General features: G+C 66.1%; 24 protein-coding genes. 15 read left to right on the top strand and 9 right to left on the bottom strand.

Annotated features, from left to right (window positions below):
- Positions 1–93 precede the first annotated feature (93 nt).
- Both EL335_RS12495 and EL335_RS12490 read left to right on the top strand, forming a co-directional pair.
- Complete coding sequence (locus tag EL335_RS12495; RefSeq protein WP_126447394.1) at positions 94–330, top strand: accessory factor UbiK family protein; 237 nt, start codon at positions 94–96, stop codon at positions 328–330.
- Positions 331–339: 9 nt separating this feature from the next.
- Complete coding sequence (locus tag EL335_RS12490) at positions 340–1,827, top strand: YifB family Mg chelatase-like AAA ATPase (RefSeq protein WP_126447392.1); 1,488 nt, start codon at positions 340–342, stop codon at positions 1,825–1,827.
- A gap of 24 nt (positions 1,828–1,851) precedes the next feature.
- Here EL335_RS12490 and EL335_RS12485 read toward each other — a convergent pair whose 3' ends face one another.
- Entirely contained in the window at positions 1,852–3,123 is a 1,272-nt protein-coding gene (locus EL335_RS12485; RefSeq protein WP_126447390.1) for an MFS transporter, read from the bottom strand.
- Between the two features lie 10 nt (positions 3,124–3,133).
- Positions 3,134–3,673, bottom strand: coding sequence for a protein disulfide oxidoreductase (locus EL335_RS12480; protein WP_126447388.1), 540 nt, complete (start codon positions 3,671–3,673; stop codon positions 3,134–3,136).
- A 114-nt stretch (positions 3,674–3,787) separates the two neighbouring features.
- On the opposite strand from EL335_RS12480, the gene EL335_RS12475 reads away from it, so the two are divergent.
- From EL335_RS12475 to EL335_RS12465, 3 genes are read left to right on the top strand one after another with little or no spacing between them, the layout of a single operon-like run.
- Positions 3,788–5,419, top strand: coding sequence for a CFI-box-CTERM domain-containing protein (locus tag EL335_RS12475; protein ID WP_126447386.1), 1,632 nt, complete (start codon positions 3,788–3,790; stop codon positions 5,417–5,419).
- The gene (locus EL335_RS12470; RefSeq protein ID WP_126447384.1) at positions 5,398–6,615 is read left to right on the top strand and encodes a hypothetical protein; all 1,218 of its coding nucleotides are present in this window, start codon (positions 5,398–5,400) and stop codon (positions 6,613–6,615) included. Before EL335_RS12475 ends, EL335_RS12470 begins: the two co-directional genes overlap by 22 nt.
- Positions 6,612–7,397, top strand: coding sequence for a hypothetical protein (locus tag EL335_RS12465; RefSeq protein ID WP_126447382.1), 786 nt, complete (start codon positions 6,612–6,614; stop codon positions 7,395–7,397). The genes EL335_RS12470 and EL335_RS12465 overlap by 4 nt, the downstream gene beginning before the upstream one ends.
- 1 nt (position 7,398) lies before the next feature.
- Here the strand turns inward: EL335_RS12465 and EL335_RS12460 are convergent, their stop codons facing one another.
- Positions 7,399–7,791, bottom strand: coding sequence for a rhodanese-like domain-containing protein (locus EL335_RS12460; RefSeq protein WP_126447380.1), 393 nt, complete (start codon positions 7,789–7,791; stop codon positions 7,399–7,401).
- Between the two features lie 336 nt (positions 7,792–8,127).
- Here EL335_RS12460 and metH point away from each other — a divergent pair, with 336 nt between their 5' ends.
- Together metH and EL335_RS12450 are read left to right on the top strand one after the other, a co-directional pair.
- Complete coding sequence (metH, locus tag EL335_RS12455; RefSeq protein ID WP_126447378.1) at positions 8,128–11,796, top strand: methionine synthase; 3,669 nt, start codon at positions 8,128–8,130, stop codon at positions 11,794–11,796.
- A gap of 20 nt (positions 11,797–11,816) precedes the next feature.
- Positions 11,817–12,284 (top strand): hypothetical protein, encoded by a 468-nt coding sequence (locus EL335_RS12450; RefSeq protein WP_126447376.1) that lies wholly within the window; start codon positions 11,817–11,819, stop codon positions 12,282–12,284.
- Here the strand turns inward: EL335_RS12450 and EL335_RS12445 are convergent, their stop codons facing one another.
- Genes EL335_RS12445 through EL335_RS12420 form a run of 6 tightly spaced genes read right to left on the bottom strand, consistent with a single transcriptional unit; the run spans position 12,285 to position 16,411 of the window.
- On the bottom strand, positions 12,285–12,617 hold the full coding sequence (locus EL335_RS12445) for a DUF1840 domain-containing protein (protein WP_126447374.1): 333 nt from the start codon (positions 12,615–12,617) through the stop codon (positions 12,285–12,287).
- On the bottom strand, positions 12,614–13,912 hold the full coding sequence (locus EL335_RS12440) for a dihydroorotase (RefSeq protein WP_126447372.1): 1,299 nt from the start codon (positions 13,910–13,912) through the stop codon (positions 12,614–12,616). Before EL335_RS12440 ends, EL335_RS12445 begins: the two co-directional genes overlap by 4 nt.
- The gene (locus tag EL335_RS12435; protein WP_126447370.1) at positions 13,909–14,898 is read right to left on the bottom strand and encodes an aspartate carbamoyltransferase catalytic subunit; all 990 of its coding nucleotides are present in this window, start codon (positions 14,896–14,898) and stop codon (positions 13,909–13,911) included. The genes EL335_RS12440 and EL335_RS12435 overlap by 4 nt, the downstream gene beginning before the upstream one ends.
- Positions 14,895–15,398: a bifunctional pyr operon transcriptional regulator/uracil phosphoribosyltransferase PyrR gene (gene pyrR / locus EL335_RS12430; RefSeq protein WP_284155509.1), complete on the bottom strand. Its 504-nt coding sequence runs from the start codon at positions 15,396–15,398 to the stop codon at positions 14,895–14,897. Before pyrR ends, EL335_RS12435 begins: the two co-directional genes overlap by 4 nt.
- Entirely contained in the window at positions 15,376–15,783 is a 408-nt protein-coding gene (gene ruvX / locus EL335_RS12425) for a Holliday junction resolvase RuvX (RefSeq protein WP_284155370.1), read from the bottom strand. Before ruvX ends, pyrR begins: the two co-directional genes overlap by 23 nt.
- Positions 15,784–15,823: 40 nt before the next feature.
- The gene (locus tag EL335_RS12420; protein ID WP_126447366.1) at positions 15,824–16,411 is read right to left on the bottom strand and encodes a YqgE/AlgH family protein; all 588 of its coding nucleotides are present in this window, start codon (positions 16,409–16,411) and stop codon (positions 15,824–15,826) included.
- Between the two features lie 26 nt (positions 16,412–16,437).
- Here EL335_RS12420 and EL335_RS12415 point away from each other — a divergent pair, with 26 nt between their 5' ends.
- The 8 genes from EL335_RS12415 to EL335_RS12380 all read left to right on the top strand — a co-directional run bounded on the left by EL335_RS12415 (position 16,438) and on the right by EL335_RS12380 (position 24,982).
- A complete protein-coding gene (locus tag EL335_RS12415; RefSeq protein WP_126447364.1) occupies positions 16,438–17,844 on the top strand; it encodes a cryptochrome/photolyase family protein in 1,407 nt (468 codons plus the stop codon).
- 56 nt (positions 17,845–17,900) lie between these two features.
- Positions 17,901–18,749, top strand: coding sequence for a bifunctional hydroxymethylpyrimidine kinase/phosphomethylpyrimidine kinase (gene thiD, locus EL335_RS12410; RefSeq protein ID WP_126447362.1), 849 nt, complete (start codon positions 17,901–17,903; stop codon positions 18,747–18,749).
- On the top strand, positions 18,733–19,392 hold the full coding sequence (gene thiE, locus EL335_RS12405) for a thiamine phosphate synthase (RefSeq protein WP_126447360.1): 660 nt from the start codon (positions 18,733–18,735) through the stop codon (positions 19,390–19,392). The genes thiD and thiE overlap by 17 nt, the downstream gene beginning before the upstream one ends.
- Positions 19,389–20,669, top strand: a complete 1,281-nt coding sequence (hemL, locus tag EL335_RS12400) for a glutamate-1-semialdehyde 2,1-aminomutase (protein WP_126447358.1) — start codon at positions 19,389–19,391, stop codon at positions 20,667–20,669. The genes thiE and hemL overlap by 4 nt, the downstream gene beginning before the upstream one ends.
- 93 nt (positions 20,670–20,762) lie before the next feature.
- Positions 20,763–21,911 carry an efflux RND transporter periplasmic adaptor subunit gene (locus EL335_RS12395; protein WP_126447356.1) on the top strand — a complete coding sequence of 383 codons (1,149 nt, stop codon included), beginning with the start codon at positions 20,763–20,765 and terminating at the stop codon, positions 21,909–21,911.
- A gap of 5 nt (positions 21,912–21,916) precedes the next feature.
- Positions 21,917–22,591, top strand: coding sequence for an ABC transporter ATP-binding protein (locus EL335_RS12390; RefSeq protein ID WP_284155508.1), 675 nt, complete (start codon positions 21,917–21,919; stop codon positions 22,589–22,591).
- A complete protein-coding gene (locus tag EL335_RS12385) occupies positions 22,578–23,780 on the top strand; it encodes an ABC transporter permease (protein WP_126447352.1) in 1,203 nt (400 codons plus the stop codon). The genes EL335_RS12390 and EL335_RS12385 overlap by 14 nt, the downstream gene beginning before the upstream one ends.
- A 2-nt stretch (positions 23,781–23,782) precedes the next feature.
- Entirely contained in the window at positions 23,783–24,982 is a 1,200-nt protein-coding gene (locus EL335_RS12380; RefSeq protein ID WP_126447350.1) for an ABC transporter permease, read from the top strand.
- Positions 24,983–25,024: the final 42 nt, after the last annotated feature.

The following is a 25,024-nucleotide window of genomic DNA, read 5'->3' as shown; positions in this document are numbered from 1 at the left end:
CTTGCACAGCTTCGGCGCAAGCGGACATCACCGTCGCACCAGGCTGGTGCTAGACTCGATGCGCCAAGCGTTTTCCTCTTTCAAGCCATCATCATGCTCGACCCGAAATTTCTCGAAGACATCAGTCGCCGCATCTCCACCGCCCTGGCTGCGACACCGGTGGCCGACCTGGAAAAGAATTTGCGCGCGCTGCTTGCCGCCCAGTTGGCCAAGCTCGATCTCGTCACCCGCGAGGACTTCGAAGTCCAGAAGGCACTGCTCGCCCGCGCCCAAGAGCGCCTCAAGCAGCTGGAGGCGAAGCTTGCCGAGCTGGAAGCGCAGCGCAAGTAAGCAGCAACCGTGTCGCTGGCGATCCTGAAAAGCCGTGCGCTGGCGGGGCTGGCCGCGCCCGAGGTCGCGGTCGAGGTGCATCTGGCCAACGGCCTGCCCTCCTTCACGCTGGTCGGGCTGCCCGAGATGGAAGTCAAGGAAGCGCGCGACCGCGTGCGCGCCGCGATCCAAAACAGCGGCTTCGAGTTTCCCGCCAAGCGCATCACGGTGAATCTCGCGCCGGCCGATCTGCCGAAGGAATCCGGCCGCTTCGATCTGCCGATCGCGCTCGGCATCCTGATCGCATCGGGGCAGCTCGCTTCACCCCGTCTCGATGACCACGAGTTCGCCGGTGAGCTGTCGCTTTCCGGCGAGCTGCGGCCGGTGCGCGGCACGCTGGCGATGTGCCTGGCCGCGAAGGGGAACGGACGCGCCTTCGTGCTGCCCTGGGCTTGTGCCGACGAGGCGGCCCTGGTCAAAACGGCGATCATCCTGCCGGCGCGCACTTTGCTCGAGGTCTGCGCGCATCTGACGGGCGCCGCACCGCTTTCACCCCACCACAGCGCCGTCCGGAAGCCGCCGAGTCTTGCACCCGATCTCGCCGAAGTGAAAGGCCAGCTGCCGGCCAAGCGCGCGCTGGAGGTCGCCGCGGCCGGCGGCCATAGCCTGCTGATGTCCGGCCCGCCGGGTTCCGGCAAATCGATGCTTGCGGCTCGCCTGCCCGGCATCCTGCCGCCGATGACGGAACAAGAGGCGCTGGAATCCGCCGCCGTTCAATCGCTTGCTGGCAGTTTCGATGTCAGCCGCTGGGGGGTGCGGCCGTTTCAGGCGCCGCACCACTCGGCCTCGGTGCCGGCGCTGGTCGGCGGCGGCGGAAATCCGCAACCCGGCGAGATTTCCTTGGCTCATCAGGGCATTTTGTTTTTGGATGAGCTACCCGAATTCGAGCGGCGCGTGCTCGAAGCCCTGCGCGAGCCGCTCGAGACCGGCTTCATCCGCGTCTCGCGCGCGGCGCGGCGCGCCGAGTTTCCGGCCCGCTTCCAGCTCGTCGCGGCGATGAATCCTTGCCCCTGCGGCTATCTTGGTGATGCACGCTGTCGCTGCACGCCCGAGCAGATCGCGCGCTACCGGGGCAAACTCTCCGGCCCGCTGCTCGACCGCATCGATTTGATGATCGAGGTGCCGGCCGTTTCCGAAGCGGAACTATCCGCGCGCGCCACGGGCGAGCCTTCCGCGAGCGTGCGCGAGCGCGTCGTCGCGGCGCGAGCGCGGCAGATCGACCGTCAAGCCAAGCCCAATGCATTGCTCGTCCCAGACGAGATCGATTGCCATTGCCGACCGGATGATGCCGGCGCGGCGCTGCTCAAGCAGGCGATGCAGCGGCTCGACCTGTCTGCTCGCGCCTATCACCGCATTTTGAAAGTGGCACGCAGCATCGCCGATTTGGCTGCTGATGAGATCGTTCGCGGCCCGCACATCGCCGAGGCGATCCAGTATCGGCGCGGGCTGGGCAGCTGAAAGTCGGCACTGGCGGGACGGCACTCAACCGGCCTGCCGGCAATGTGTTTCGCGGATGAACGGCACCAGCAGCAGCGCGATCAGGACGCTGGCGAACATCAGCGCGAAACCGGTCTGCCAGGTCGCCGCGTCGTAGAGGCGCGCGCCGGCCTGCTGCGCGCCGCTCCAGGAGCGGTCGAGCAGCCAGCCGACCCCCGGCTGCAGGATGACGCCGCCGAGCAGCGGTCCCATGTTCACGACGCCGGAAGTCGTGCCCATCAATCGCAGCGGGACCGATTCCTTCGCCCAGGCGAAGCCGATGATGATGTTGCCCGAGGCGAAGCCGATGACGATCAAAAGCGGGATCAGCAGCCACAGCGGCAGTGGCAGGAAGATCACCAGCGCCCAGCCGACGGTGGCAACGACGCCGCTCACCAGGTAGAGCGGCTTGCGGCGGCCGAGCTTCTGGGAGCCGTTGCCGAGCAGCGGCCCGCCGAGCGCCCAGGCGGCCAGCAGCGTGGAAGTGACGGCCGCCGCGGCCTTCGGGTCGAGGCCATGCACCTGCCGCAGCCAGGGCACGCCCCAGAGGCCGCCAAAGGTCAGCACTGCCCCCGAGAAGCCGATCGGCGCCAGCATCAGCAGCCAGGTGTTGCGGTAGGAAAGCGACTCGATCAGGCCGGCGAGGATCGGCGGATGGCCGTGCTGGGCGCCATCGTGAGCGTGATGGCTGGCATAGCCGCGCTCGGCGGGATCGTCGCGTACCAGCAGCCAGATCGCGGCGCACAACAGGATGGCGAAAAGACCGGCGCTGCCCATCACGATGCGCCAGCCGAAATGCTCGACCAGCAGCCGCAGCGGCACCCCCGCCATGATGCCGCCGGCCACACCGAAGAACAGCGCCATCCCCGAAGCGAGCGCGTACTTCTGCGGCGGAAACCAGTGGCTGGCGAGCTTGAGCGTCGAGACGAAGGCGACCGCGACCGAGGCGCCAACCAGCAGGCGGCCGAAGGCCGCCCAGCCAAAGCCCGGCGCGAACGCGAACAGCAGGCTGCCCAGCGCCGCGATGCAGCTGCCGACCGCCAGCACGTGGCGCGGCCCGAAACGGTCGGCCAGCACGCCGGTGGGAATCTGCATCGCCACATAAGCGTAAAAGTAAAAGGCCGAGAGGTTGCCGAGCGCCGCGCCGCCGATGGCGAATTCCGCCATCAGTTGATCGGTCATCACCGCCGGCGCGACACGCTGGTAGAAGGCGAACAGGTAAAACAGCGCGCCCAGTCCCCAGACCGTCCAGGCCAGGCGCAGCGGTGGCGGGTTCATTTGGCGAGCATCAGAGGGGGAAGGTATTGGCCCACCACAGGCGGGCGCGCAATCCCCAGGAAGTGGTGTAGCCGACGAGGCGGAAGCGGATGTTGCCTGCGGGATCGACGACGAAATGCGCCGGCACCGCGCGCACCCCCCAGGCTTCGGCGATGTTCGCGTCGTCATCGGCGATTGCCGGCACCGTCAGGCCGCGTTCCTCGAGAAATTCGGCAACCTCTTCGCGTTCGCCCGACTGCATCGCGACCGTGATCACCGGCCAGTCGCGGGCGACGGCCTCGATGTTGCCCGCCTCGGCCTTGCAGACCTTGCACCAGGTGGCCCAGAACACCACCAGCCGTGCCGTCTTACCAGCGCCGAGTTTCACCGTGCTGCCGTCGGTGCGCGTGCCGGCCAGCGGCGGCGCGATGCCGCTGGCGAGCCCGCTGTTCTGCCAGGTGGTGATCGCGGCGACGATCGTGATCACGATCAACACTTCGAGCGCCCAGCGGCGCCAGCGTTTCGGGTTGTCGAGCGCGGCTCGCAGAGAAGAGAGGCGTGAGATATTCATCGAGGCGCGATGTTACCTTGCTGCGCGTTCATTAGCGGATATCTCGGTTTGCGCGCAAAGATGGCGAAGCCGTGCAGGGATAAAATCAAACCATCGTGATACCGGAGCTTTGCCGTGGAAGCTTTCAAGAAGTTTCTCGCCTGCTGTGCGGGTCTTTTTCTGGCCTTTGCCGTCCATGCGGCGACGCTCAAGGATCTCCATGCTGCTGGTGAGCTGCTCGCCGAAGGCCGTCATGCCGCGGCGGAAGCGCGGCTCGATCGCATCGTCAAGGAAGGCGTGGATGAGACGCTGATTGGCGATGTCATGACCGATCAGGCGCAGACGATGCGCGCCATCGCCCGTATAGCCCAAGGCAAGCTCGAAGCCGCCGCGGAAGATGCCGTCGCGCTGGCCAAGCCGAGAAGTTCCCTGACCGTTCCGGAAGCCGCGGTGCGGCTCGATGCCTTGATCCTGTTGCGACGTGGTGAGCGTGGCGCCGCGCTCGCTGCTTACGATCGCGCTGTCGAGATGGCGAGCATCGGCATGGCAAGCGGAGCGCGGCGCGCCAACATGCTGGCGCTGCGCGCCTGGGCGAAACTGGTGTTCGGCGACGTGGCTGCCGCGCGTGAGGATTTCGAGGCGGCCGTCGCGAGCGACGGCGTGGTACTCTTCACCGACGATCTGGCGCTGCAAAAGCCTTTTTGGCGCGCAGTGATCGACGAGGCCTTGCCGCTTTTCGCCGCCGGCAAGATGCAGGAAGGACTGGACCGCGTCGATGCGATCGTCAAGCGGCTCGACCTCCTCGGCAAGCTGCGCGAGAGCGACAAAAAAGGCGGTACGACCGAGGGCCACAGCGCGAAAAGCATTCTCTGGTACGAACTGCAAGGCCCCGTCGCGGCTTTGCGCGCCAAGAGCGCCGAAATCGCGCGCGCCCGGGCCGAAGAGGCGCAGCGCGCCCGTCTTACCGAAGCGCAGCGGGCGCTGCTCCAGAACGATCCGCAGCGCGCTTTCGACCTTTTCGTTGCCGCGTTTCGGGATGCCAGAGACGCCGACGCTCGCGATCGGGCGATCGCGGGGCTAGCCACGGTCGTCAAGCTCTTGCCGGGCAAGCCACCGGTGCCCGAGGCGCTGCGCCGTCTGCTCGTCAAGGCCAAAGTGCTCGTCGAAGAAAAGGATTACGCGGGAGCGATCGCGCTCTACGCCGAAGCCTACCGCACCGCGCCCTGGCATGCGCCGCTCTTTTACGACCGCGCGCTGCTGATCGGCCAAGTCGCGCGCAGCCAGGCCGATTTCGATGCGGCGATGCGCGAGATGCGCCGCTTCCTGACACTCGCGCCCGATGCGCCCGATGCGCGTGCGGCGCAAGACAAGATCTACGAGTGGGAAGTCAAGCGCGAACGGGCTGCCCAAGCCTTGCCCGAAATCACTCCCCGGGCGCACGGCGTCTCGGCGACCGCTGCCGGCGCCGAAGGCTGCTTCATCGCCACCGCTGCGTTCGGCTCGCCATGGGAGTCGCATGTCGCGACCCTGCGGGCGTTTCGCGACCGTCATCTGCTGACGAATGCACCTGGACGCTGGTTCGTCGCGCGTTACTACCAGCTCTCTCCGCCCGTGGCCGACTTCATCCGCGAGCGCGAGAGCTTGCGCGCCCTGGTGCGCGCGCTGCTGACGCCGGTCGTGTTCGCGGTCGAGCAACCCGGCGTCGCGTCGGCTTTGCTGCTCGCAGCGCTTCTCGGAGTCGCGGCATGGCGCCGTCGCTGCGCCTGATCGGCGCGATCCTGCTAGCCGCGACCGCGCTCGATGCGGGCGCACAATCGGCCTGGGAGCAGGCCAAGGAGCTGGCCGGACCGAACTACCGCCCGCCCGATTTGCCGACGCCGAGAATGGAATGCGTCACCTGCACGAATCGCAGCGCGCCTGCGCCGAAGAGCGCAACGAACCGCGCCAGCGCGCCGCGCACGAAAAGCGTCGCTCCGTCGCTTCCATTGGGCGCGACGATGGGTGCGGCGATCTTCGGCTCTTTGCTGCAACAAGCTTTTTCCTTCGAGGATGCCGGCCCCGATCCGGCCGAGCTCGCCCGGCAGGAAGAGGCGCGTCGTCGGGCGGAAGCCGAGGCGCAGCGCCGCGCCGCCGAAGAAGAGTCGCGCCATCGGGCGCTGTTGGCCTCGCTCAAGTCGGTGCCCCTGTCGGCAGCGACTTCGGCCCACGCTGCGAGCGGCGGACTGGAACTCAAAGCCTTGTCGAGCCTGGATGCGCCGCCGGTCGCACCGCAAAGCGGCGAAGCATTGCGCGCGGCGGGCGGCGCCGGTTGGGATTCACCACGGCTGCGTTTCGCGGTGCGCCATCGCCCGCTTGTCGCCTCCGATGCCCTGCCCGTGCTTGCGCCGCAAACCGTCTGCGATGCTTCCGGCTGCCGCTGGCCAGCGGCTGGCAAGCCCGTTGTCGTTAAAGTGACAAGCGGCGCGCCGCGGATCCATCATCCCGATGCGAAAGTGATCGTCGATCTGATCGCCGCAGGCCAGAAGATGCAGCGCAATCTGCGCGATCTGGTGATCGCGCGCCTGCTCGAATCACCGCCGCAGGAGGACGCGCGGCCGATCGCGCAGATCCGGCGCCTGTGGGACAAGAGTCGCCGGACGCTGCTGGCGATCGCTTGGGCCTGGGGTGGGCTATTCATCGATGAACTCGTGCCCGGCGGCAAGGGCATCATGTTGATCAAGGACGTCTATGAGCTTGCCGATCAAAGCCTTTCGGATGCCGCGAAGGCCGCCGGCTGGCTGGGCTCCGTCGAGCTCGACGCGCCCCCGGAAATCACCTCGGTCGAGGAAGCGGCGCAACCCTTCCTTTACCGCGGCATCACCGAAAACAAGACGCTCGCCGAAGGCGTGAAGAATGCCTTCACGGTCGTTACCGAAGCGAACGACCTGGCCAAGAAGTTGATGGGCATCTGGGAAATCCGATGAGAGCCCTCGCACTGCTCCTGTCCTTTTTCTGGTTTGCCCTTGCCTGGGCAGATGAAGGCATCCGGCTCGCGCCGGGCTTCGGCGTGCAAAAGCTTTCGGCAGCGCTGATGCCGAACGATGTCTGGCCGGACGCACCCGTGCTGTGTGCACGCAGCGATGGCCTGTTGTTCGCGGGAAAGAGCAATCTCTGGCGCATCGGGGCACACGAGGGGCTCCTCGATGCGGCCGTGCCGATCGAGGGTTTCGCCTGCAGCGAAGCCGGCACGCCAGTGCTCGTCGCTGCCGGCCGTCTCGGCCCATTGCAGGGGCGTCTGTTCGTGCCGCGTGTGCCGCTGCCCACGCCGGCTACGCGCATCAGTGGTGGTGCAGGCGACAGTCTGATCCTCTTTGAAACGAGCGCGCCGGCGCGGCTGTTTCTTTTCGATGGACGACAGGCTCAGCTCGTCGCCACATTCACCGAACCGATCACCGCAGTCACCCATGCCGGCGACTTTTCGATCGTTGCGACTCCCACGGCGATCTGGCGCGTGCGGCCCGGCGAGCCGCTCGGTCTGTTGCTGCCGTTGATCGAGATGAAGCCCGTGGTTTCGCTCGCCGTGCATCCGCGCACGGCGGAGATTTTGTTCGCCAGCGAGGACGAGATTTTCCTGCTCGACGACGGTCGCGCGACACAAATCGCTGCCGGTTTGGGCGGCACTCTCGCGGTCATGCAGGACGCCATCTTCGTCGCCGACGGCAAGCGCAAGGGGATCTACCGCTTGTTCGCTACTTCGGTGCGATGATTCAGCACTGCTCCCACGGCAGTCCTTCGAAGCGCCAACCATTCTGCGTGCCGCGATGGTGGTGTTCGTCGAGCTCGCCCTCGAAGCCATAGAGCACGTTATAGACGCGCGTGAAGCCGGCGGCTTCCAGCGCGTTGCCGGCATCGACCGAGCGGTTCCCGGAGCGGCAGATCAGCACGACGGGGCGGTCATGGACGTGACCGGCGAGCTTCTTCACCTCGCCGACGAAATGCGGGTTGATTTCCCAATCCGGGCCATCGTTCCAGGCCACGTGCAAGGCGCCTGCCGGGTGACCGACGAACAGGTATTCCATCTCGCTGCGGCAGTCGATGAACAATGCCTTCGGATTGTCTTCCAGAAACTTGGCGGCTTCTTTCGGGGTCAGGTGTTCCATCAGTGCTCTCCTTTCAAGTTCAACGATAAAACTAATCGGACCATCGATCAACCGGATATGAGAGGATGGGTCTCGCTGCCATGATAAGATTCAACCCAGATTATCTATTGAGAGCGGGCTGATGCGCCATGAGCATTTGATACGGTCATTTCATCGCCCTACACGGCGGCTTTCGGGCTGCGGGCGGCATCTTCGCGCCCCCGCGTATCGCCAGACACTGTTATTGGCTCGTCGCGGGGACGCAAACCTGCTCGCCCTCGCCTTCGAAACCCGCTCGTGTTCCAATGGACAATCTGGGTTAAATGCAATTCAACAACTTCTGCGGATTTCCCCACGATGCGGCCAGATCGTTCCCGCGAGCTCATGGAGCTGCTCGCGCAGCGCATTCTCATCCTCGATGGTGCGATGGGCACCATGGTGCAGAAGCATGGGCTCGTCGAGGACGACTATCGCGGCGGACGCTTCAAGAATCATCCCAAGGATCTGAAGGGCAACAACGACCTGTTGTGCCTGACCCGGCCGGACGTGATCGCCGGCATCCATGCGGCTTATCTCGAGGCCGGGGCGGACATCATCGAGACCAATACCTTCAACGCCACGCGCGTCTCGCAATCCGAGTACGGTCTCGAAGACCTGGCCTATGAGCTCAATTTGGCCGGCGCCCGGCTGGCGCGTGAAGTGGCCGACCGGTACGCCACAGTCGACAAGCCGCGCTTCGTCGCCGGCGTGCTCGGCCCCACCTCGCGCACCTGCTCGCTCTCGCCGGATGTCAATGATCCGGGCTTTCGCAACATCAGCTTCGATGCGCTGGCTGCCGATTATGCCGAGTCGGTGCGCGGACTCGTCGAGGGCGGCGCCGACATCCTGCTCATCGAGACGGTGTTCGATACGCTGAATGCGAAGGCGGCCGTCTATGCGATCGAAAACTTCTTCGCGCAAGCCGGCCGCCGCTGGCCGGTGATGATCTCCGGCACGATCACCGATGCTTCGGGGCGCACGCTTTCCGGCCAGACCGCCGAAGCCTTCTGGAATTCGCTGCGCCATGCGCGGCCGCTCTCGTTTGGTCTGAACTGCGCGCTCGGCGCGAAAGAGCTGCGCCAGTATGTCGAAGAGATCGGTCGGGTGGCCGACTGCTTCGTCTCGGCGCATCCGAATGCGGGCTTACCGAATGCCTTCGGCGGTTATGACGAGACGCCGGAAATGCTCGCCAGCGAACTGGAACAGTGGGCCAAGGATGGCCTGCTCAACATCGCCGGCGGCTGCTGTGGCACCACGCCCGAGCACATCCGCGCGATCGCCGCGGTGCTCAAAGACATCCCGCCGCGCCGTCCTGTCGGCGCCGACTCTCAGCTGCGTCTGGCGGGGCTGGAGCCCTTGAACATCGGCCCGGACTCGCTGTTCGTCAATGTCGGCGAGCGCACCAACGTCACCGGCTCGCGGGCTTTTGCGCGGATGATCCTCGAAGACCGCTTCGATGAAGCCTTGCAGGTCGCCCGCCAGCAGGTCGAAAACGGCGCGCAGATCATCGACATCAACATGGACGAGGCGATGCTCGACGCCAAGGCGGCGATGGTGCGTTTCCTGAATCTGATCGCTGCGGAGCCCGATATCGCGCGCGTGCCGATCATGATCGATTCCTCGAAGTGGGAGGTGATCGAAGCCGGCCTCAAATGCATCCAGGGCAAGGGCATCGTCAATTCGATCTCGATGAAGGAGGGCGAGGAGAAATTCCTCGCCCAAGCCCGAGCAGCGCGGCGGCTGGGCGCAGCCGTGATCGTGATGGCCTTCGACGAAGCCGGCCAGGCCGACACGTTCCAACGCAAGATCGAGATCTGCCAGCGGGCGTATGAGCTTCTGACCGCCGACGGCTTTCCGGCCGATGACATCATCTTCGATCCGAACGTGTTCGCGATCGCCACCGGCATCCCGGAGCACGACAACTACGCGGTCGATTTCATCGAGGCGGTGCGCTGGATCAAGCAGCACCTGCCGCATGCGAAAACCTCGGGCGGCATCTCGAACGTCTCTTTTTCGTTTCGCGGCAACGAGCCGGTGCGCGCCGCGATCCACACCGTCTTCCTCTACCATGCGATCCGTGCGGGACTCACGATGGGCATCGTCAACGCCGGGCAATTGGGGGTTTACGACGAGCTCGATCCGCTGTTGCGCGAGAAGGTCGAAGACGTCGTCCTGAACCGCAAGCCTGGTGCCGGCGAGGCGCTGGTCGAATTCGCGCAGAGCGTCAAGGGTCAGGCGAAGGAGGAAAAACAGGACCTGGCCTGGCGGGAATGGCCGGTCGAGAAACGCCTCGAGCATGCGCTGGTGAAGGGCATCACGGAGTTCGTCGTCGCCGATACCGAGGAATGCCGCGCCAAGCTCGCTGCCGAAGGCAAGCCGCCGCTCGCCGTGATCGAAGGGCCGCTGATGGCCGGCATGAACGTGGTCGGCGATCTCTTTGGCGCTGGCAAGATGTTCCTGCCGCAGGTGGTCAAATCGGCGCGCGTGATGAAGCAGGCGGTGGCGCATCTGGTGCCCTACATCGAGGAAGAGAAGAAACGCACCGGCGCTGCCGCGAAGGGCAAGATCGTGCTCGCGACGGTGAAGGGCGATGTGCACGACATCGGCAAGAACATCGTCGGCGTGGTGCTCGCCTGCAACGGCTACGAGATCGTCGATCTGGGCGTGATGGTCGCGGCTGACAAGATCCTCCACGCGGCCAAAGAACACAGCGCCGATGCGGTGGGACTCTCGGGTCTGATCACGCCGTCATTGGAAGAGATGGCCCATGTCGCCAGTGAAATGCAGCGGCGCGGCTTCACGGCGCCGCTCTTGATCGGCGGGGCGACGACGAGCCGCGCGCATACCGCGATCAAGATCGCACCGAATTATCACGGCACGGTGGTCTATGTGCCGGACGCCTCGCGCGCGGTCGGCGTCGTCACCAAGTTGCTCTCCGAAGATCAGGCGGCGGCCTATCGCGCCGAGATCGCCGCCGATTACGCGAAGCTGCGCGAGCAGCATGCGGCCAAACAGGGCGTCAAACTCCTGTCGCTCGAGGCAGCGCGCGCGAATCGTCCCAAGCTCGACTATGTGCCCTGCAAACCGCGCCGGCCGGGCATCCGGCCGTTGTGCAAAATCGATCTGGCGACACTGGCGCGCTACATCGATTGGGGGCCGTTTTTCCAGACCTGGGACTTGCCGGGCCGCTTTCCGCAGCTCCTCGACGATCCGAAAGTCGGCGAACAGGCGCGCGCGGTCCATGCCGACGCGCAGGCGATGCTGCAAAAGATCATCGACGAGCAGTGGCTCATCGCCAACGCGGTCTTCGGCCTGTTTCCGGCCAACAGCGTCGGCGACGACATCGAAATCTATGCCGATGAGGCGCGCGAGCAAGTCTTGATGACCTGGCGGGGCTTACGCCAGCAGCACGAGCGGCCATCCGGCCAGCCGAATCTGTGCCTGGCCGATTTCATCGCGCCGCGCGGCATACCCGATTACATCGGCGCTTTCGCCGTCACTGCCGGACTGGGCATCGAATCGAAGCTCGAAGAATTCGCGGCCCAGCACGACGACTACCACGCGATCATGCTCAAAGCCTTGGCCGATCGGCTCGCCGAGGCCGCCGCCGAGTGGCTGCACGAGCGCGTGCGCATCGACGACTGGGGCTATGCCCGTGAGGCCGAGCACGGCAAGCTCGGCCTGGATGACCTGATCGCGGAAAAGTACCAGGGCATCCGCCCGGCGCCGGGCTATCCGGCCTGCCCGGATCACACGGTGAAAAAAGACTTGTTCGCGCTGCTCGATGTGCCGCGCAACACTGGCATGGGGCTGACCGAGAATTTCGCGATGACGCCGGCGGCTTCGGTGGCGGGTTTCTATTTTGCCCATCCACAGGCAAAATACTTCGCGGTGACGAAAATCGGCCGCGACCAGCTTGAAGATTGGGCTAGACGCGCCAATCTGTCGCTCCAAGAAGCCGAAAAATGGCTCGCCCCCTTGCTGTGACCCCAACCCAGGAGACGAAAATGGAACAAGAAAACGATGGCCGCCTCTCTTTCAAGGAAGCGGTGGCTTATGTGATGCAGAAGCGCCAGGCCGCTTTCTGCGCGATGCCGGTATTCGGCGAAGTGACCGACGCAGATGAGCAGACCGCCGAAGGCGCGCGCATCTTCATCATCGAATACGACGGCGAGGGCGACTGGCAGCTCAGATTCATCGCCGGCCCGTTTTTCTCGAACGCCTATGCCGCGTTCGAAATCCTCGCCCCAGAGGAAGTGCCGGACAGTGTGCGGGAGCTGCGTTTCATCCCGACGCGCATCGACAGCCACTGGTACGACGAGCAGGTGCAGATCCTCCTACAAAAATTGGTGCAGGCCAGCGGTATCGAGGCGCAGATGCCCGACTACGAGAGCATGCCGATGCGGCACGCCGAAGAACAGGTAGTGTTCCCGGTCAGTTTCATCGGCCGGAACAACGACGAAAAGACGCACTGATCAGATCCCCCAGACCACGGGCTTTCCCGCCGCGAGGGATTCTTCCAGCATCGCCAGGAGTGGCAGCGCGCGCTGGGTGAGCGAGACGCGCGGCCGGGTACCGCCTTCCGGCAGCGACTCACTGCCTGGCTCGTCGGCCTGGACGAGCTGGCGGTGGGCTTCCCGATCCGCGTCGATCGCGGCCTTGAGCCGCGCGATCGCCTCCGGCAGCTCTTCGACGGTGACGATGCCCCGCTCGGCGGGTTCCTTGCCCATCAATTCCATCAGCCGCTGCGCCACGTCGCCGAAATAGATCACGTCGGCGCTGGCTTGCGATTTGAAGGTGACGATCATCGCAGCAGTCCGTCAGTGGAATAGGCCAGATGTCCGGCCGTCAGCGTGTAGCGCACCTCGCCCCGCAATGTCTGGCCGAGGAAAGGCGTGTTCTTGCCCTGGCTTTTGAGGCGCTCGCGCGTGACCGTGAATTCGGCGTGTGGATCGAAGATGCACAGGTCGGCCACCGCGCCGGGCGCGAGGGCGCCGCAGCCCTTCGTCAGACCGAGGATGCGTGCCGGCTCGGAGGTGATTTTGGCAAGTGCCTTGACAAGCCCGATGCCCTGCGCTTCGGCCCATTTCAGCGTCAGCGGCAGCAATAGCTCGAGACCGGTTGCGCCGGCTTCCGCCTGATCGAACGGCAGCTGCTTGGCATCATCATCGACCGGGGTGTGATCGGAGACCAGCGCGTCGATGCTGCCGTCGGCCAGCCCCGCCGCCAGCGCATCGCGGTCGGCGGCAGACCGCAACGGCGGATCGAGGCGCGCCATCGGATCGAAGAAGCCGATGTCCTCGTCGCACAGATGCAGGTGGTTGATCGTCACGTCGCAGGTGATGTTCAAGCCTTCGGCACGCGCGGCGCGGATCATTGCCAGTCCCGCGGCCGAGGAGAGACGCCGCACGTGCAGGCGCACGCCGGTGGCGCGGGCGAGCTCGATGATCGTGGCCAACGCGACGGTTTCCGCGCTCACCGGAATGCCCGGCAGGCCCAGCCGCGCGGCAACCGCGCCTTCGTGGGCGACGCCGCCCTTGGCCAGATAGGCATCCTGGGCCTGCAGCCAAACCGGAAAATCGAACGTCGCCGCATATTGCATCGCGCGCATCAACACCTGCGTGTCGACGATACAGACGCTGGCCTGGCCGAAGGCAATGCAGCCGGCTTCGTGAAGCTCGGCCATTTCGGTCAGCCGTTGGCCGGCCAAGCCGATGGTCAGCGCGCCGACCGGATGGACCTCGGCGAACCCCGGCTGGCGCGCGCGGTATTTCAGCATCTCGACCAGGCCAGGCTCATCGAGCGGCGGATCGGTATCCGGCGGGCAGACCAGCCGCGTGACGCCGCCGGCGGCCGCGGCCGCCATTTCCGATTCGAGCGTGGCCTTGTATTCGCAGCCGGGCTCGCGCAGACGCGCCGAAAGGTCGATCAGTCCCGGACAGACCACGCAGCCGCTTGCATCGAGCACGGCATCGGCGGAAAAGCCACGCGGCGCCGTCTCACCCACGCCGACGATCTTGGCTGCGGCGATGAACACGCTGGCCGGTCGATCGAAGCCGCTGCCCGGATCGATCACATGGCCGTTCTTGATTTCGATCTTCATTGCGCAGCCCCTCCCCCGGCCAGCATGCTCATCACTGCCATGCGCACGGCGATGCCGAAGGTGACTTGCGGCAGGATCACTGCCTGCTTGCCGTCGGCCACGGCCGAGTCGATCTCGATGCCGCGATTCATCGGCCCCGGATGCATGACGATCGCGTCGGGCTTGGCGAGTAGGAGCTTCTCCGCCGTCAGCCCCCAGGACTTGAAGTATTCCTGCGGGGAAGGCAGGAGCGCCCCTTGCATGCGCTCGTTCTGCAGGCGCAGCATCATCACCACATCGACGCCGGCAAGGCCCCGGGTCAGATCGTGATGGACGGAAAGCGGCGCGTTGGGAATCATCTGCGCGGCGGCGGTGGGCAGCAGGGTCTTGGGGCCCACCAGGCGGATGTCCGGCACGCCGAGCGTGGCCAGCGCATGCAACTGGCTGCGCGCCACGCGCGAGTGCAGGATGTCGCCGACCACCGCGACCGAGAGCTTCGTGAAATCCTTCTTGTAGTGTCGGATCGTATACATGTCGAGCAGGCCCTGGGTGGGGTGCGCATGGCGCCCATCGCCGGCATTGACGACATGGATGTGGTGGCGGCCGGTGGCGGCCAGATGCCGCGCGATCAGGTAGGGGGCGCCGGAGGATGCGTGGCGCACGACGAACATATCGGCCTGCATCGCGGCGAGATTGTCGACCGTGTCGAGCAGGGATTCGCCCTTCGCCGCCGACGAGGTGTTGATGTTGAGATTGATCACGTCGGCCGACAGGCGCTTGGCGGCGATTTCGAAGGTGGTGCGCGTGCGCGTCGAATTCTCGAAGAACAGGTTGAAGACGCTTTTCCCTCGCAGCAGTGGCACCTTCTTCACCTCGCGCTCGGCCACCTGGGTGAAGGGCTCGGCGCGATCGAGGATGCCAAGCAGCATCTCGCGTGACAGCCCTTCGAGGCTGAGCAGATGGATCAGCTCGCCGTGATCGTTTAGCTGCGGATTGGCGTTGGTCATTTTTTCCCCGGGCGAAAACGCATCTGACCGTCCGCATCGCGCATCAGATCGAGGCTCTCGATTGCTGGCAGTGGTTCGGGCAGGACAAAGGCGCACCAGGTGGGCGCGATCGGCAGCTCGCGACCGCCGCGATCGACGAGCACGGCTAGATCGACGCGTCCCGGCCGGCCGTAGTCGAACAGCTCGTTCAAGGCTGCGCGCACCGTGCGGCCGGTGTAGAGCACGTCATCGACGAGGATGAGGTGCGCCCCCTCGACATTTTCGGGCAGGTGAGAGACGCGGCCGCCGGCGCGCAGTCCGCTGCCGAGATGGTGGTCGTCGCGGTGGAAGGAAACGTCGATGGTCGCCAACGGCGTGGCCAGGCCGAGGGTGGCATGCAAGGCCTCGGCAACCCAGGCGCCACCGGTATGGATGCCGACCAGCACCGTTTCGGCAGTGATGGCCGGCCGCATTTGCCCGGCCAGGCGGTCGATCAGTTCAGGAACGGGTGGAATCGTCAGCATGCTCATTGAACCAGGCTTGAAGGATCACCGCAGCGGCTTCGGCATCGAGCCGCGCCTTGCGCTTGTCGCCGACCTGTCGTGCCTCGGCTTCGAGGGAGCTGTAACGTTCGTCGGCGAACTCGACCGGCAGCCGGTAGCGCCCGGCGAGCTGGCGTGCGAAGCGCTCGCAGCGCGCGGCGAATTCATGGGGGGATTCGCGGTCGGCGTGGGCCGGACGGCCGACGACGAGACGCGCCGGTCGCCACTCGCTGATCAACCGGTCGATCGCCGCGAAGCGCAGCGCGTTGGCTTCGGCGTCGATCGTCGTCAGCGGCCGCGCGTGGGAGAGCAGGCTTTCGCCGATCGCGACACCAATGCGCTTCGCGCCGAAATCGAAGGCCATCACCGTTTCCGACCCCTGACCCCTGACCCCTGATCCCTGCTCAGGCATGGCCGGCAACTTCGGAAAGCTGACCGAAATCGATGCCCAGCAGACGCATCGCGGCGCCAAGACGCTCTGCCGGCGGCAGCGAGAAGATGATGTCCGGCTGCGCGGCGACGGTCAGCCAGGCATTCTGCGACAGTTCCCATTCGAGCTGGCCGGGCGCCCAGCCGGCATAGCCGAGCGAGACCAGCACGTCGGCGGGTTCGCCCGTTTCGCTCATCGATTCGAGGATGTCGCGCGAGCTGGTCAGGGCGATCTCGCTCGTGACGATGAGCGTCGATTGCCACCGGCCGGCCGGTCGGTGCAGCACGAAACCACGGTCTGTCTGCACCGGGCCGCCGAAATAGACCGGCAAGCCGCGATAGCGCTCCAGCTTCTCACCGCGCGAAAGCGGTACGCTGACGCGCTCGAACAAGGTGCCGAGATCGATTTCGAGCGGCTTATTGACGATGATGCCCAGCGCTCCCTCGGCATTGTGTTCGCACACATAGGTCAGGGTGCGCGCGAAATGCGGATCGGTCAGCGACGGCATCGCGATCAGGAAGTGATTCGCGAGGCTGGCGGGTTCGAATTTGCTCGTGCTCATAGTTTTGCTGATTGTAATCTCTTGCCATGAAAAAAGACTCGGCTGCCCTCGTCTGGTTCCGCCGCGATCTGCGCGACTTCGACCATGCTGCGCTCGCCGCGGCGTTGCGCGAGGCGGGGCGAGTCCATTGCGCCTTCGTCTTCGACACCGATATCCTCGCGGGACTGCCGAAGGCCGATCGTCGGGTCGATTTCATCCACCGCGCGGTGCTGGAGCTCGATGCCGCGCTGCGGGCCAAGGGCGGCGGGCTGATCATTCGCCACGGCCGGGCGGTCGAGGAAATTCCGCGCCTGGCGGCACAGCTGGGCGTGGCCAGCGTGCATGCCAATCGCGACCACGAGCCATTTGCCCGACGACGCGATGCCGCCGTGGCGGCGCGGCTTTCCGCCGACGGGCGGCGCTTCATCGATCACAAGGATCAGACGATCTTCGAGCGCGACGAGATTTCGACGCGCGAGGGCAAACCGTTTTCGGTTTTCACCCCCTATGCGCGGGCCTGGCGGGCGCGCCTTGCCCCAGCGGACCTGGCCGAGCACCGCTGCCAGCCGCGGCCGGACCAGCTCGTGGCACCCCGTGCCGGCTTGCCAGCGCTGACTTTGGAGGAAATCGGTTTCGTTCCGACCGACTTGAAGATTCCCTGCGGCATGAGCGGCGGCGCGCGGCTGTTCGAGGATTTCCTGACGCGCATCGAGCGCTACCGTGAGACGCGCGATTACCCGGCCGTGAAAGGCGTGTCTTATCTTTCGCCGCATCTGCGCTTCGGCACGGTGTCGATCCGGCGGCTGGTGGCCGCGGCGCTGGAACGCAGCCTGACCCCAGAAGGCGCAGGTGCGAAAGCCTGGCTTGACGAGTTGATCTGGCGCGAGTTCTACCAGATGATCCTCTGGCAGCGTCCCGATGTCGTCGATCATTGCTATCGGCGCGAATTCGACGCACTGGTCTGGGATGAGGCGCCCGAGCTGTTCGCCGCCTGGTGCGAGGGACGCACGGGCTACCCGCTCGTCGATGCGGCGCAAAGGCAGCTCTTGCAAACCGGCTGGATGCACAACCGGTTGCGCATGGTCTCGGCTTCCTTTCTCACCAAGGATCTCGGTATCGACTGGCGCCGGGGCGAAGCCCACTTTGCGCGTTGGTTGCTCGATTATGAACTTGCCAGCAACAATGGCGGCTGGCAGTGGGCGGCCGGCACCGGCTGCGATGCGCAGCCGTGGTTTCGCATCTTCAATCCGGTGACGCAAGCGCAGAAATTCGACCCGCAGGGCCGCTTCATCCGCCGTTACGTGCCTGAGCTTTCCGGCGTGCCGGACGAGTTCATCCATGCGCCGTGGCAGATGCCAACACCGCCGCTCGATTATCCGCCGCCGATCGTCGATCACGCGGCGGCGCGGCAGCGCACGCTGGCGCGTTTTGGCCGGCTGCGCGCGCCCGTCTGACGCGGGCCTTTCGGTTACAATCGGCGCATCCTCGCCGCGCGCCGCCTTCAACTGCCATGCACTCTTCCGTCCCGCCCGTCGTCATGAGCATCGCCGCATCCGATCCGACCTGCGGGGCAGGATTGCAGGCCGATCTGCTCACGCTCGCCGCGCACGGTTGCCAGCCGACCACCGTGGTGACCGCGCTCACCGTGCAGGATACGGTCGGCGTCGAAGAGGTGCTGCCGCTCGACGCAGACTGGGTATCGAGCCAGGCGCGGGCGCTGCTCGAAGACATGCCGGTGGCCGCCTTCAAGCTCGGCTTGCTCGGCAGCGTCGAGGCCATCAGCGCGGTAGCCGAGGTGCTCTCGGATTACCCAGAGACGCCGGTGGTGTTCGATCCGGTGCTGGCCTCCGGCCGGGGCGATGCCTTCGCCGACGAGGATGCCGTCGAGGCGATGATCGAGCTGATCCTGCCGCACACCGACATCCTGACGCCGAACAGCCTCGAAGCGCGGCGGCTGGCGCAGGAGCTCGGCCCGGCGACCGCGAGTCTTCCGGAATGCGCGCGGCGCCTGATCGAGGCCGGCAGCCGGTATGTGCTGGTCACCGGCACGCATGAGCCGGACGCCAGCGTCGTCAATACCCTCTATGGCTCACACGGTCCAGTGCAAAGCTGCCGTTGGCAACGCCTGGCGGGGAGCTTCCACGGCTCGGGCTGCACGCTCGCCTCGGCGATCGCCGCGAATCTCGCCTGGGGGCAAACGATTCCGGATGCGGTGCGCGCGGCGCAGGAATACACCTGGCAGAGCCTCGCCGCGGGTTTTCGGCCCGGGATGGGTCAGCACATTCCGAACCGGCTGTGGATGAGCGCGTTCCGGCCGACTGACACCACGGCGGGGGTCGAATATGCCTGCCTCGGCTGAAAGCGCTCCGGCGCTCTTTGGCGTCTATGCGCTCACCCCCGACGACAACCTGCTGCCACGTCTGACGGCGCTGGTCGAAAGCGCCCTGGCGGGCGGCGTGCGCTGGGTGCAATACCGCAACAAGCTCGCACCGACAGACTTGCGTCGCGTCGAGGCCGCCGCGTTGCTGAAGGTCTGCAACGCCCATGGCGCGAAGCTGATCATCAATGACGACGTCTGGCTGGCGGTCGAGATCGGCGCCCACGGCGCGCATGTCGGGCGTGACGATCTGCCGGGCGGCAGTCTGAAAACCGCACGCGAGGCGTTGGGGCCGAATCGCATCCTCGGCGTCTCCTGTTACGCCGACCTGGCGCGCGCCGAAGTGGCGGTGGAAGCCGGCGCCGATTACATCGCCTTCGGCAGCCTGTTTCCTTCGGTCAGCAAGCCGCAGGCGACGCGCGCCTCGCTCGACGTGATCCGCGAGGCGAAGCGGCGTTTTCCGGTACCGGTGGTCGGCATCGGCGGCATCACGACGGGCAACGCCCGCCAGGTGCTGGAGGCCGGCGCCGACATGATCGCCGTGCTCTCGGATCTGTTCGACGCGATGGACATCAGGAAGCAAGCCGAAAAGTTCAACCAGCTGTTCAAGGAACACCGTTCATGACCACCCGCAACGAGGAACTGTTCGCCCGTGCCCAAGCTTTGATTCCCGGCGGCGTCAATTCGCCTGTGCGCGCCTTCCGTTCGGTGGGCGGCGTGCCGCGCTTCTTCACCCGCGGCGAGGGCGCCTGCGTCTGGGATGCCGACGGCAGGCGCTATCTCGACTATGTCGGCTCCTGGGGACCGTTGATCCTCGGCCATGCCGATCCCGACACCGTGCGCGCCGTGCAGGAAGCCGCTGCGAAGGGACTCTCCTTCGGCGCGCCGACCGAGGCCGAGATCGAGCTCGCCGAACTGCTGGTCGCCCGTGTGCCGAGCCTGGAGATGGTGCGCCTCGTCTCATCCGGCACCGAGGCCGTGATGAGCGCGATCCGGCTGGCCCGGGGTTTTACCGGCCGCGACATGCTGGTCAAATTCGAGGGCTGCTATCACGGCCATGCCGACAGCCTGCTGGTCAAGGCCGGCTCCGGCATGCTCACCCTTGGCAATCCTTCGTCGGCCGGCGTGCCGGCGGATCTGGCCCAGCACACGCTGGTGCTCGATTACAACGACGCGCAGCAATTGCGCGATGCCTTCGCCCGGCATGGCAATGAGATCGCCTGCGTGATCGTCGAGCCGGTGGCCGGCAACATGAACCTCGTCGCGCCCAAGCCCGAGTTCCTGACGACGATGCGCGAGCTTTGCACGCGCTACGGCGCGGTGCTGATCTTCGACGAGGTGATGACCGGCTTTCGCGTGGGCCCCGGTTCGGCGCAGGGCTTGTTTGGCATCACGCCAGATCTGTCGACGTTCGGCAAGGTGGTCGGCGGCGGCATGCCGCTGGGCGCCTTCGGCGGCCGGCGCGACATCATGGCCAAGATCGCGCCGTTGGGGCCCGTCTATCAGGCCGGCACGCTCTCCGGCAATCCGCTCTCGGTCGCCGCCGGCCTCACGACGCTGAAGAAGATCGCCGCCCCGGGCTTCTACGAGACGCTGACGGCCAAGACCAAATCGCTGGTCGAAGGGCTCGTCGCTGCGGCGAAGAAGCATGGCGTGACCTTTTCCGCCCAGTCGGTCGGCGGCATGTTCGGCCTCTATTTCGCCGCCACGCCGCCGACCTCCTATGCCGAGGTGATGGCCTGCGACCGTGATGCCTTCAACCGCTTCTTCCACGCGATGCTGGAAAAAGGCGTCTATTTCGCGCCCTCGGCCTTCGAGGCGGGTTTCGTCTCGGCGGCACACAGTGATGCCGACATCGCGGCGACCATCGCAGCGGCCGAGGCGGTGTTCGCCGGCCATTGAAATTCGGCGCTGGCGGGACGGTGCGCTGCGGCGCGAACCGCGCCGCGCGGGGCGTAGAATCGCGCCTTCACGTCGTTGTCCGGTGACGAACGCATGAAGAAGTCCCTGCTCACCCTCATTGCGCTGATTGCTGTCGTCGCGGCCGGCGGTTGGTGGTTTACCCGACCCAAGCCGATTTCGGTGCGCGTCCATCGAGTCGAGACCGGGCGCGTCGAAGCGACGCTTGCCAACACGCGCGCCGGCAGCATCGAATCCTGCCAGCGCACCAAGCTGTCGACGATTGCCGGCGGGCGCATCGAGTATCTCGGCGTCAAGGAGGGCGACCGGGTCGAAGCCGGCCAGGTGCTGATGCGCCTATGGCGCGACGATCTGTCCGCCCGCGCGCAGGTGGCCGAGGCGCAGCTCGCTAGCGCCAAGAGTCGCGCCAATGAGGCCTGCACCGTCGCCGACAACGCCGAGCGGGAGGCAAGCCGCCAGGAGGCACTTGCGGCCAAGGGGTTCGTGTCGAGCTCGCGCGCCGAGAGCGCGCGCACGGAGGCCAAGGCACGACGCACCGCCTGTTCGAGCGCCCAGAAAGACATCGTGACCGCCGAACGGCAAGTCGCCGCCGCGCGCGCCGACCTTTCACGCACCGTGATCACTGCGCCCTTCGCCGGCACGGTGGCGAAGATCGTCGGCGAGGTCGGCGAATATTCGACGCCGTCGCCGCCGGGCGTGCCGACGCCGCCGGCGATCGACCTGATCGATGACACCTGCCTCTACGTCAAGGCGCCGATGGATGAGCTCGACGCGCCGAAGATCAAGACCGGCCAAGCGGTGAGAATCCGCCTCGATGCCTATCCGAACCGCGTCTTCGCCGGCCACGTGCGGCGCGTCGCGCCATTCGTGACGGCGCTCGAGAAGCAGGCGCGCACCGTCGATGTCGAAGTCGATTTCGATACGCCCGACGAGGCGAAGGGCCTGCTCGTCGGCTATAGCGCCGATGTCGAGGTCCTGCTCGAAGCGCGCGACGACGTGTTGCGCATTCCCACCGCCGCGTTGCAGGAAGGCAACCGGGTGCTCGTCATCCCTGCCGATGGCAGGCTAAAGGCCCAGCAGGTCAAGCCGGGATTGGCCAACTGGGAATGGACCGAAGTGCGCGAAGGTTTGAGCGCCGGCAGCCGCATCGTGCTCTCGCTCGAGAAGGAGGGTGTCAAGCCCGGCGCGTACGTCGTCGAAGAATCCGCCGCCGGGGGCAAGTGATGCCCTTGATCGAGCTTGTCGGCATCGAGCGCATCTTTCGCCTCGGTGACAGCGAAGTGCATGCGCTGGCGAACCTCGATCTCGTCGTCGAAGCGGGCGAATATGTCGCAGTGATGGGCGCCTCGGGCTCGGGAAAATCGACGCTGCTCAATCTCCTGGGGCTCCTCGACCGGCCCAATGCCGGCACTTACCGGCTCGAAGGCCGCGATGTGACTGAACTTTCCGCCGACGAACGGGCACGCGTCAGATGCGAGAAGATCGGTTTCGTGTTCCAGAGCTTTCATCTCGTGCCGCGGCTCACGGCGGCGGAAAACATCGCACTGCCATTGATGCTGGCCGGCGTCCCTCCGGCCGAGCGCGTCGCGCGCGTTGCCAAGGCGTTGGAGGATTTCGGTCTCGCCCACCGCGCCGACCACCGTCCCGACCAGCTCTCGGGCGGCCAGCGCCAGCGGGTTGCCATCGCGCGCGCGACGATCATGCGGCCGGCGCTGATCCTCGCCGACGAGCCGACCGGGAACCTGGATCACGCCACCGGCGAGGAGGTCGTGCATCTACTCGAGACGCTCAACGCCAATGGCGTGACGCTGATCATGGTCACCCACGATGGAAGCCTCGGCGCCCGGGCGCGGCGGCGCATCGTGATGCAGGACGGGCGCAAGATCGTCGATGAAGCCGGCTGACACTCTGCGCTTCGCCACGCGGGCCGCCGCCGGCTATCCGCTGCGCACCTTCCTGATGGTGCTGGCGATGGCGATCGGGGTGGCCGCCGTGGTGGTGCTCACGGCGCTGGGCGATGGCGCGCGCCGCTATGTGGTCAATGAGTTCGCTTCGCTGGGCAGCAGCCTGGTGATCGTCCTGCCGGGGCGTTCCGAGACTGGCGGCTTCAATCCGGTGAATGCGATCACCAACACGCCGCGCGATCTGACGGTCGAGGACGGCCAGGCCCTGACACGCGCCCCGGCGGTGTTGCGTACCGCGCCGATCGCCGTGGGCACGTCGGAAGCCGTCTGGAATGGCAAGCTGCGCGACGTCACCCTCGTCGGCACCAATGCCGACTACCTGAAATTGAGGCGCATGGCGCTCGCTCAGGGCCGCTTTTTGCCCGCCGAGGAACCGAATGCCGGCGTGGCCGTGATCGGCGCGAAGATCCAGACCGAGCTGTTCGGCGCCACACCAGCGATCGGCCAGGTGCTGCGCATTGGCGATCGGCGCATGCGCGTGATCGGCGTCCTGGCGCAAAGCGGCCAGGGCCTGGGCATGAATGCCGACGAGATCGTCATCGTGCCGGTGGCCGTCGCTTTGGCGATGTTCAATTCGAACACGCTGTTTCGCATCCTCGTCGAGGCGAAGGACCGTTCGCTGATCGAGCAGGCGAAGGCACAGGTGCTTGCCATCCTCAAGGCGCGCCACGACGGCGAGGAAGACGTCACCGTGATCACGCAGGATGCGGTGCTCGCCACCTTCGATCGCATCCTTGCCACGCTCACCTATGGGGTGGCCGGGATCGCCGCGATCAGCCTCGCGGTGGCCGGTATCCTGGTGATGAATGTGATGCTGGTGGCGGTGGCGCAGCGCACCAGTGAGATCGGGCTGCTCAAGGCGCTGGGGGCGGAAAACGCGGCGATTCGCAGCGCCTTCCTCGCCGAAGCCGCGCTGCTTTCCGCCGCCGGCGCGCTGGTTGGCTTCCTGCTCGGCCAGACCGGCGCATTCGCGCTGCGCCGCGCGCTGCCCGTGCTGCCGGCCTATCCGCCCGACTGGGCGGTGATCGCCGCGTTGATCACCGCGCTCGCAACCGGGCTCCTGTTCGGCGTGCTGCCGGCGAACCGCGCCGCGCGGCTCGACCCGGTCGAAGCCCTGATGAAACGCTGATCATGCTCGCCCGCGACCTGCTTTCGCTCTCGGCGCGTGCGCTCCTAGCCCATCGCATGCGCAGTTTCCTCACGCTGCTGGGCATTGCCGTCGGCATCGCGGCGGTGATCCTGCTCACCAGCATCGGCGAGGGCGTGCATCGCTTCGTGCTCGAAGAATTCACGCAGTTCGGCACCAATGTCATCGAGATCGCGCCGGGCAAGACCCGTGCCTCCGGCGGGCCCGGCGGCCTGCAGACCACGGTGCGGCTGCTCACGCTCGAGGATGCCGAAGCCCTCGCGCGCGTCCCAGGCATCGTCGCGGTGACGCCGAACGTCTGGGGCAATTCGGAAGTCGCCGCCAACGGCCGGCTGCGCCGCACCACGGTGCAGGGCGTCGGCCCCGGCACGCTGGAAATCATGAAGATGACGATGCTAAGCGGCAGCTTCCTGCCGGACGAAGATCTCGAGCATGCCCGCCCGCTCGCCGTGCTCGGGCCGAAGCTCAAACAGGAACTGTTCGGCAGCGACCCGGCGCTCGGCCAGCGCATCCGCATCGGCGGCATGCAGTTTCGCATCATCGGTGTGGCCGCGCCGAAAGGCCAGTTCCTCGGCATGGACCTCGACGACACGGTATTCATTCCCACCGCGCGGGCGCTCGAGCTCTACAACCGCGCAGGATTGATGCGCATCCATCTCACCTATCGCGAAGGGCTGGTCGCCAATGATGTCGCGACGGGCGTGAAGACGGCGCTGGCGGCACGGCACGGCCGCGAGGATTTCACGCTGACGACACAAGAGGACATGCTCAAGACGCTGTCCAAGATCCTCAACGTGCTGACGCTGGCGGTCGGCGCCTTGGGCGGCATTTCGCTTTTGGTCGGGGCGGTGGGCATCGTCACGATCATGACCATCGCGGTGACCGAGCGCACCAACGAGATCGGCCTGCTCAAAGCGCTGGGCGCCCGCGAGCGCACCATCCTCGGCATTTTTCTCGCCGAGGCGATCGCGCTCGCCGCAACGGGAGGGCTCATGGGGCTGCTCGCGGGTTCAAGCATCGCTTGGCTCGCGCATCTCATTTTCCCAGCGCTGCCGGTACAAACCCCGCTGTCTTTCGTCCTACTCGCCGAGGGTGTGGCCGTCACCATCGGGCTTGCTGCCGGCGTGCTGCCGGCGCGCAATGCCGCCCGGCTCGATCCGGTCGAGGCGCTCAGGACGGAGTGATGGGGCAACGGTCCTTTTCGACGAATGCGGAATGCAACGACC

Origin of the sequence: Sulfuricystis multivorans (assembly GCF_003966565.1) — a bacterium.
GTDB lineage: Bacteria > Pseudomonadota > Gammaproteobacteria > Burkholderiales > Rhodocyclaceae > Sulfuricystis > Sulfuricystis multivorans.
The sequence above is the reverse complement of the archived record's forward strand: the minus strand, read 5'-3'. Positions and strand labels throughout refer to the sequence as shown.

Excerpts from the sequence above, each read along its gene's own strand:
- EL335_RS12495 (WP_126447394.1), top strand. The coding sequence starts at position 94 with ATGCTCGACCCGAAATTTCTCGAAGACATCAGTCGCCGCATCTCCACC.
- EL335_RS12485 (WP_126447390.1), bottom strand. The coding sequence starts at position 3,123 with ATGAACCCGCCACCGCTGCGCCTGGCCTGGACGGTCTGGGGACTGGGC.
- EL335_RS12480 (WP_126447388.1), bottom strand. The coding sequence starts at position 3,673 with ATGAATATCTCACGCCTCTCTTCTCTGCGAGCCGCGCTCGACAACCCG.
- EL335_RS12470 (WP_126447384.1), top strand. The coding sequence starts at position 5,398 with ATGGCGCCGTCGCTGCGCCTGATCGGCGCGATCCTGCTAGCCGCGACC.
- EL335_RS12465 (WP_126447382.1), top strand. The coding sequence starts at position 6,612 with ATGAGAGCCCTCGCACTGCTCCTGTCCTTTTTCTGGTTTGCCCTTGCC.
- EL335_RS12460 (WP_126447380.1), bottom strand. The coding sequence starts at position 7,791 with ATGGAACACCTGACCCCGAAAGAAGCCGCCAAGTTTCTGGAAGACAAT.
- metH (WP_126447378.1), top strand. The coding sequence starts at position 8,128 with ATGCGGCCAGATCGTTCCCGCGAGCTCATGGAGCTGCTCGCGCAGCGC.
- EL335_RS12450 (WP_126447376.1), top strand. The coding sequence starts at position 11,817 with ATGGAACAAGAAAACGATGGCCGCCTCTCTTTCAAGGAAGCGGTGGCT.
- EL335_RS12445 (WP_126447374.1), bottom strand. The coding sequence starts at position 12,617 with ATGATCGTCACCTTCAAATCGCAAGCCAGCGCCGACGTGATCTATTTC.
- EL335_RS12440 (WP_126447372.1), bottom strand. The coding sequence starts at position 13,912 with ATGAAGATCGAAATCAAGAACGGCCATGTGATCGATCCGGGCAGCGGC.
- EL335_RS12435 (WP_126447370.1), bottom strand. The coding sequence starts at position 14,898 with ATGACCAACGCCAATCCGCAGCTAAACGATCACGGCGAGCTGATCCAT.
- ruvX (WP_284155370.1), bottom strand. The coding sequence starts at position 15,783 with ATGGCCTTCGATTTCGGCGCGAAGCGCATTGGTGTCGCGATCGGCGAA.
- EL335_RS12420 (WP_126447366.1), bottom strand. The coding sequence starts at position 16,411 with ATGAGCACGAGCAAATTCGAACCCGCCAGCCTCGCGAATCACTTCCTG.
- EL335_RS12415 (WP_126447364.1), top strand. The coding sequence starts at position 16,438 with ATGAAAAAAGACTCGGCTGCCCTCGTCTGGTTCCGCCGCGATCTGCGC.
- thiD (WP_126447362.1), top strand. The coding sequence starts at position 17,901 with ATGCACTCTTCCGTCCCGCCCGTCGTCATGAGCATCGCCGCATCCGAT.
- thiE (WP_126447360.1), top strand. The coding sequence starts at position 18,733 with ATGCCTGCCTCGGCTGAAAGCGCTCCGGCGCTCTTTGGCGTCTATGCG.
- hemL (WP_126447358.1), top strand. The coding sequence starts at position 19,389 with ATGACCACCCGCAACGAGGAACTGTTCGCCCGTGCCCAAGCTTTGATT.
- EL335_RS12395 (WP_126447356.1), top strand. The coding sequence starts at position 20,763 with ATGAAGAAGTCCCTGCTCACCCTCATTGCGCTGATTGCTGTCGTCGCG.
- EL335_RS12385 (WP_126447352.1), top strand. The coding sequence starts at position 22,578 with ATGAAGCCGGCTGACACTCTGCGCTTCGCCACGCGGGCCGCCGCCGGC.
- EL335_RS12380 (WP_126447350.1), top strand. The coding sequence starts at position 23,783 with ATGCTCGCCCGCGACCTGCTTTCGCTCTCGGCGCGTGCGCTCCTAGCC.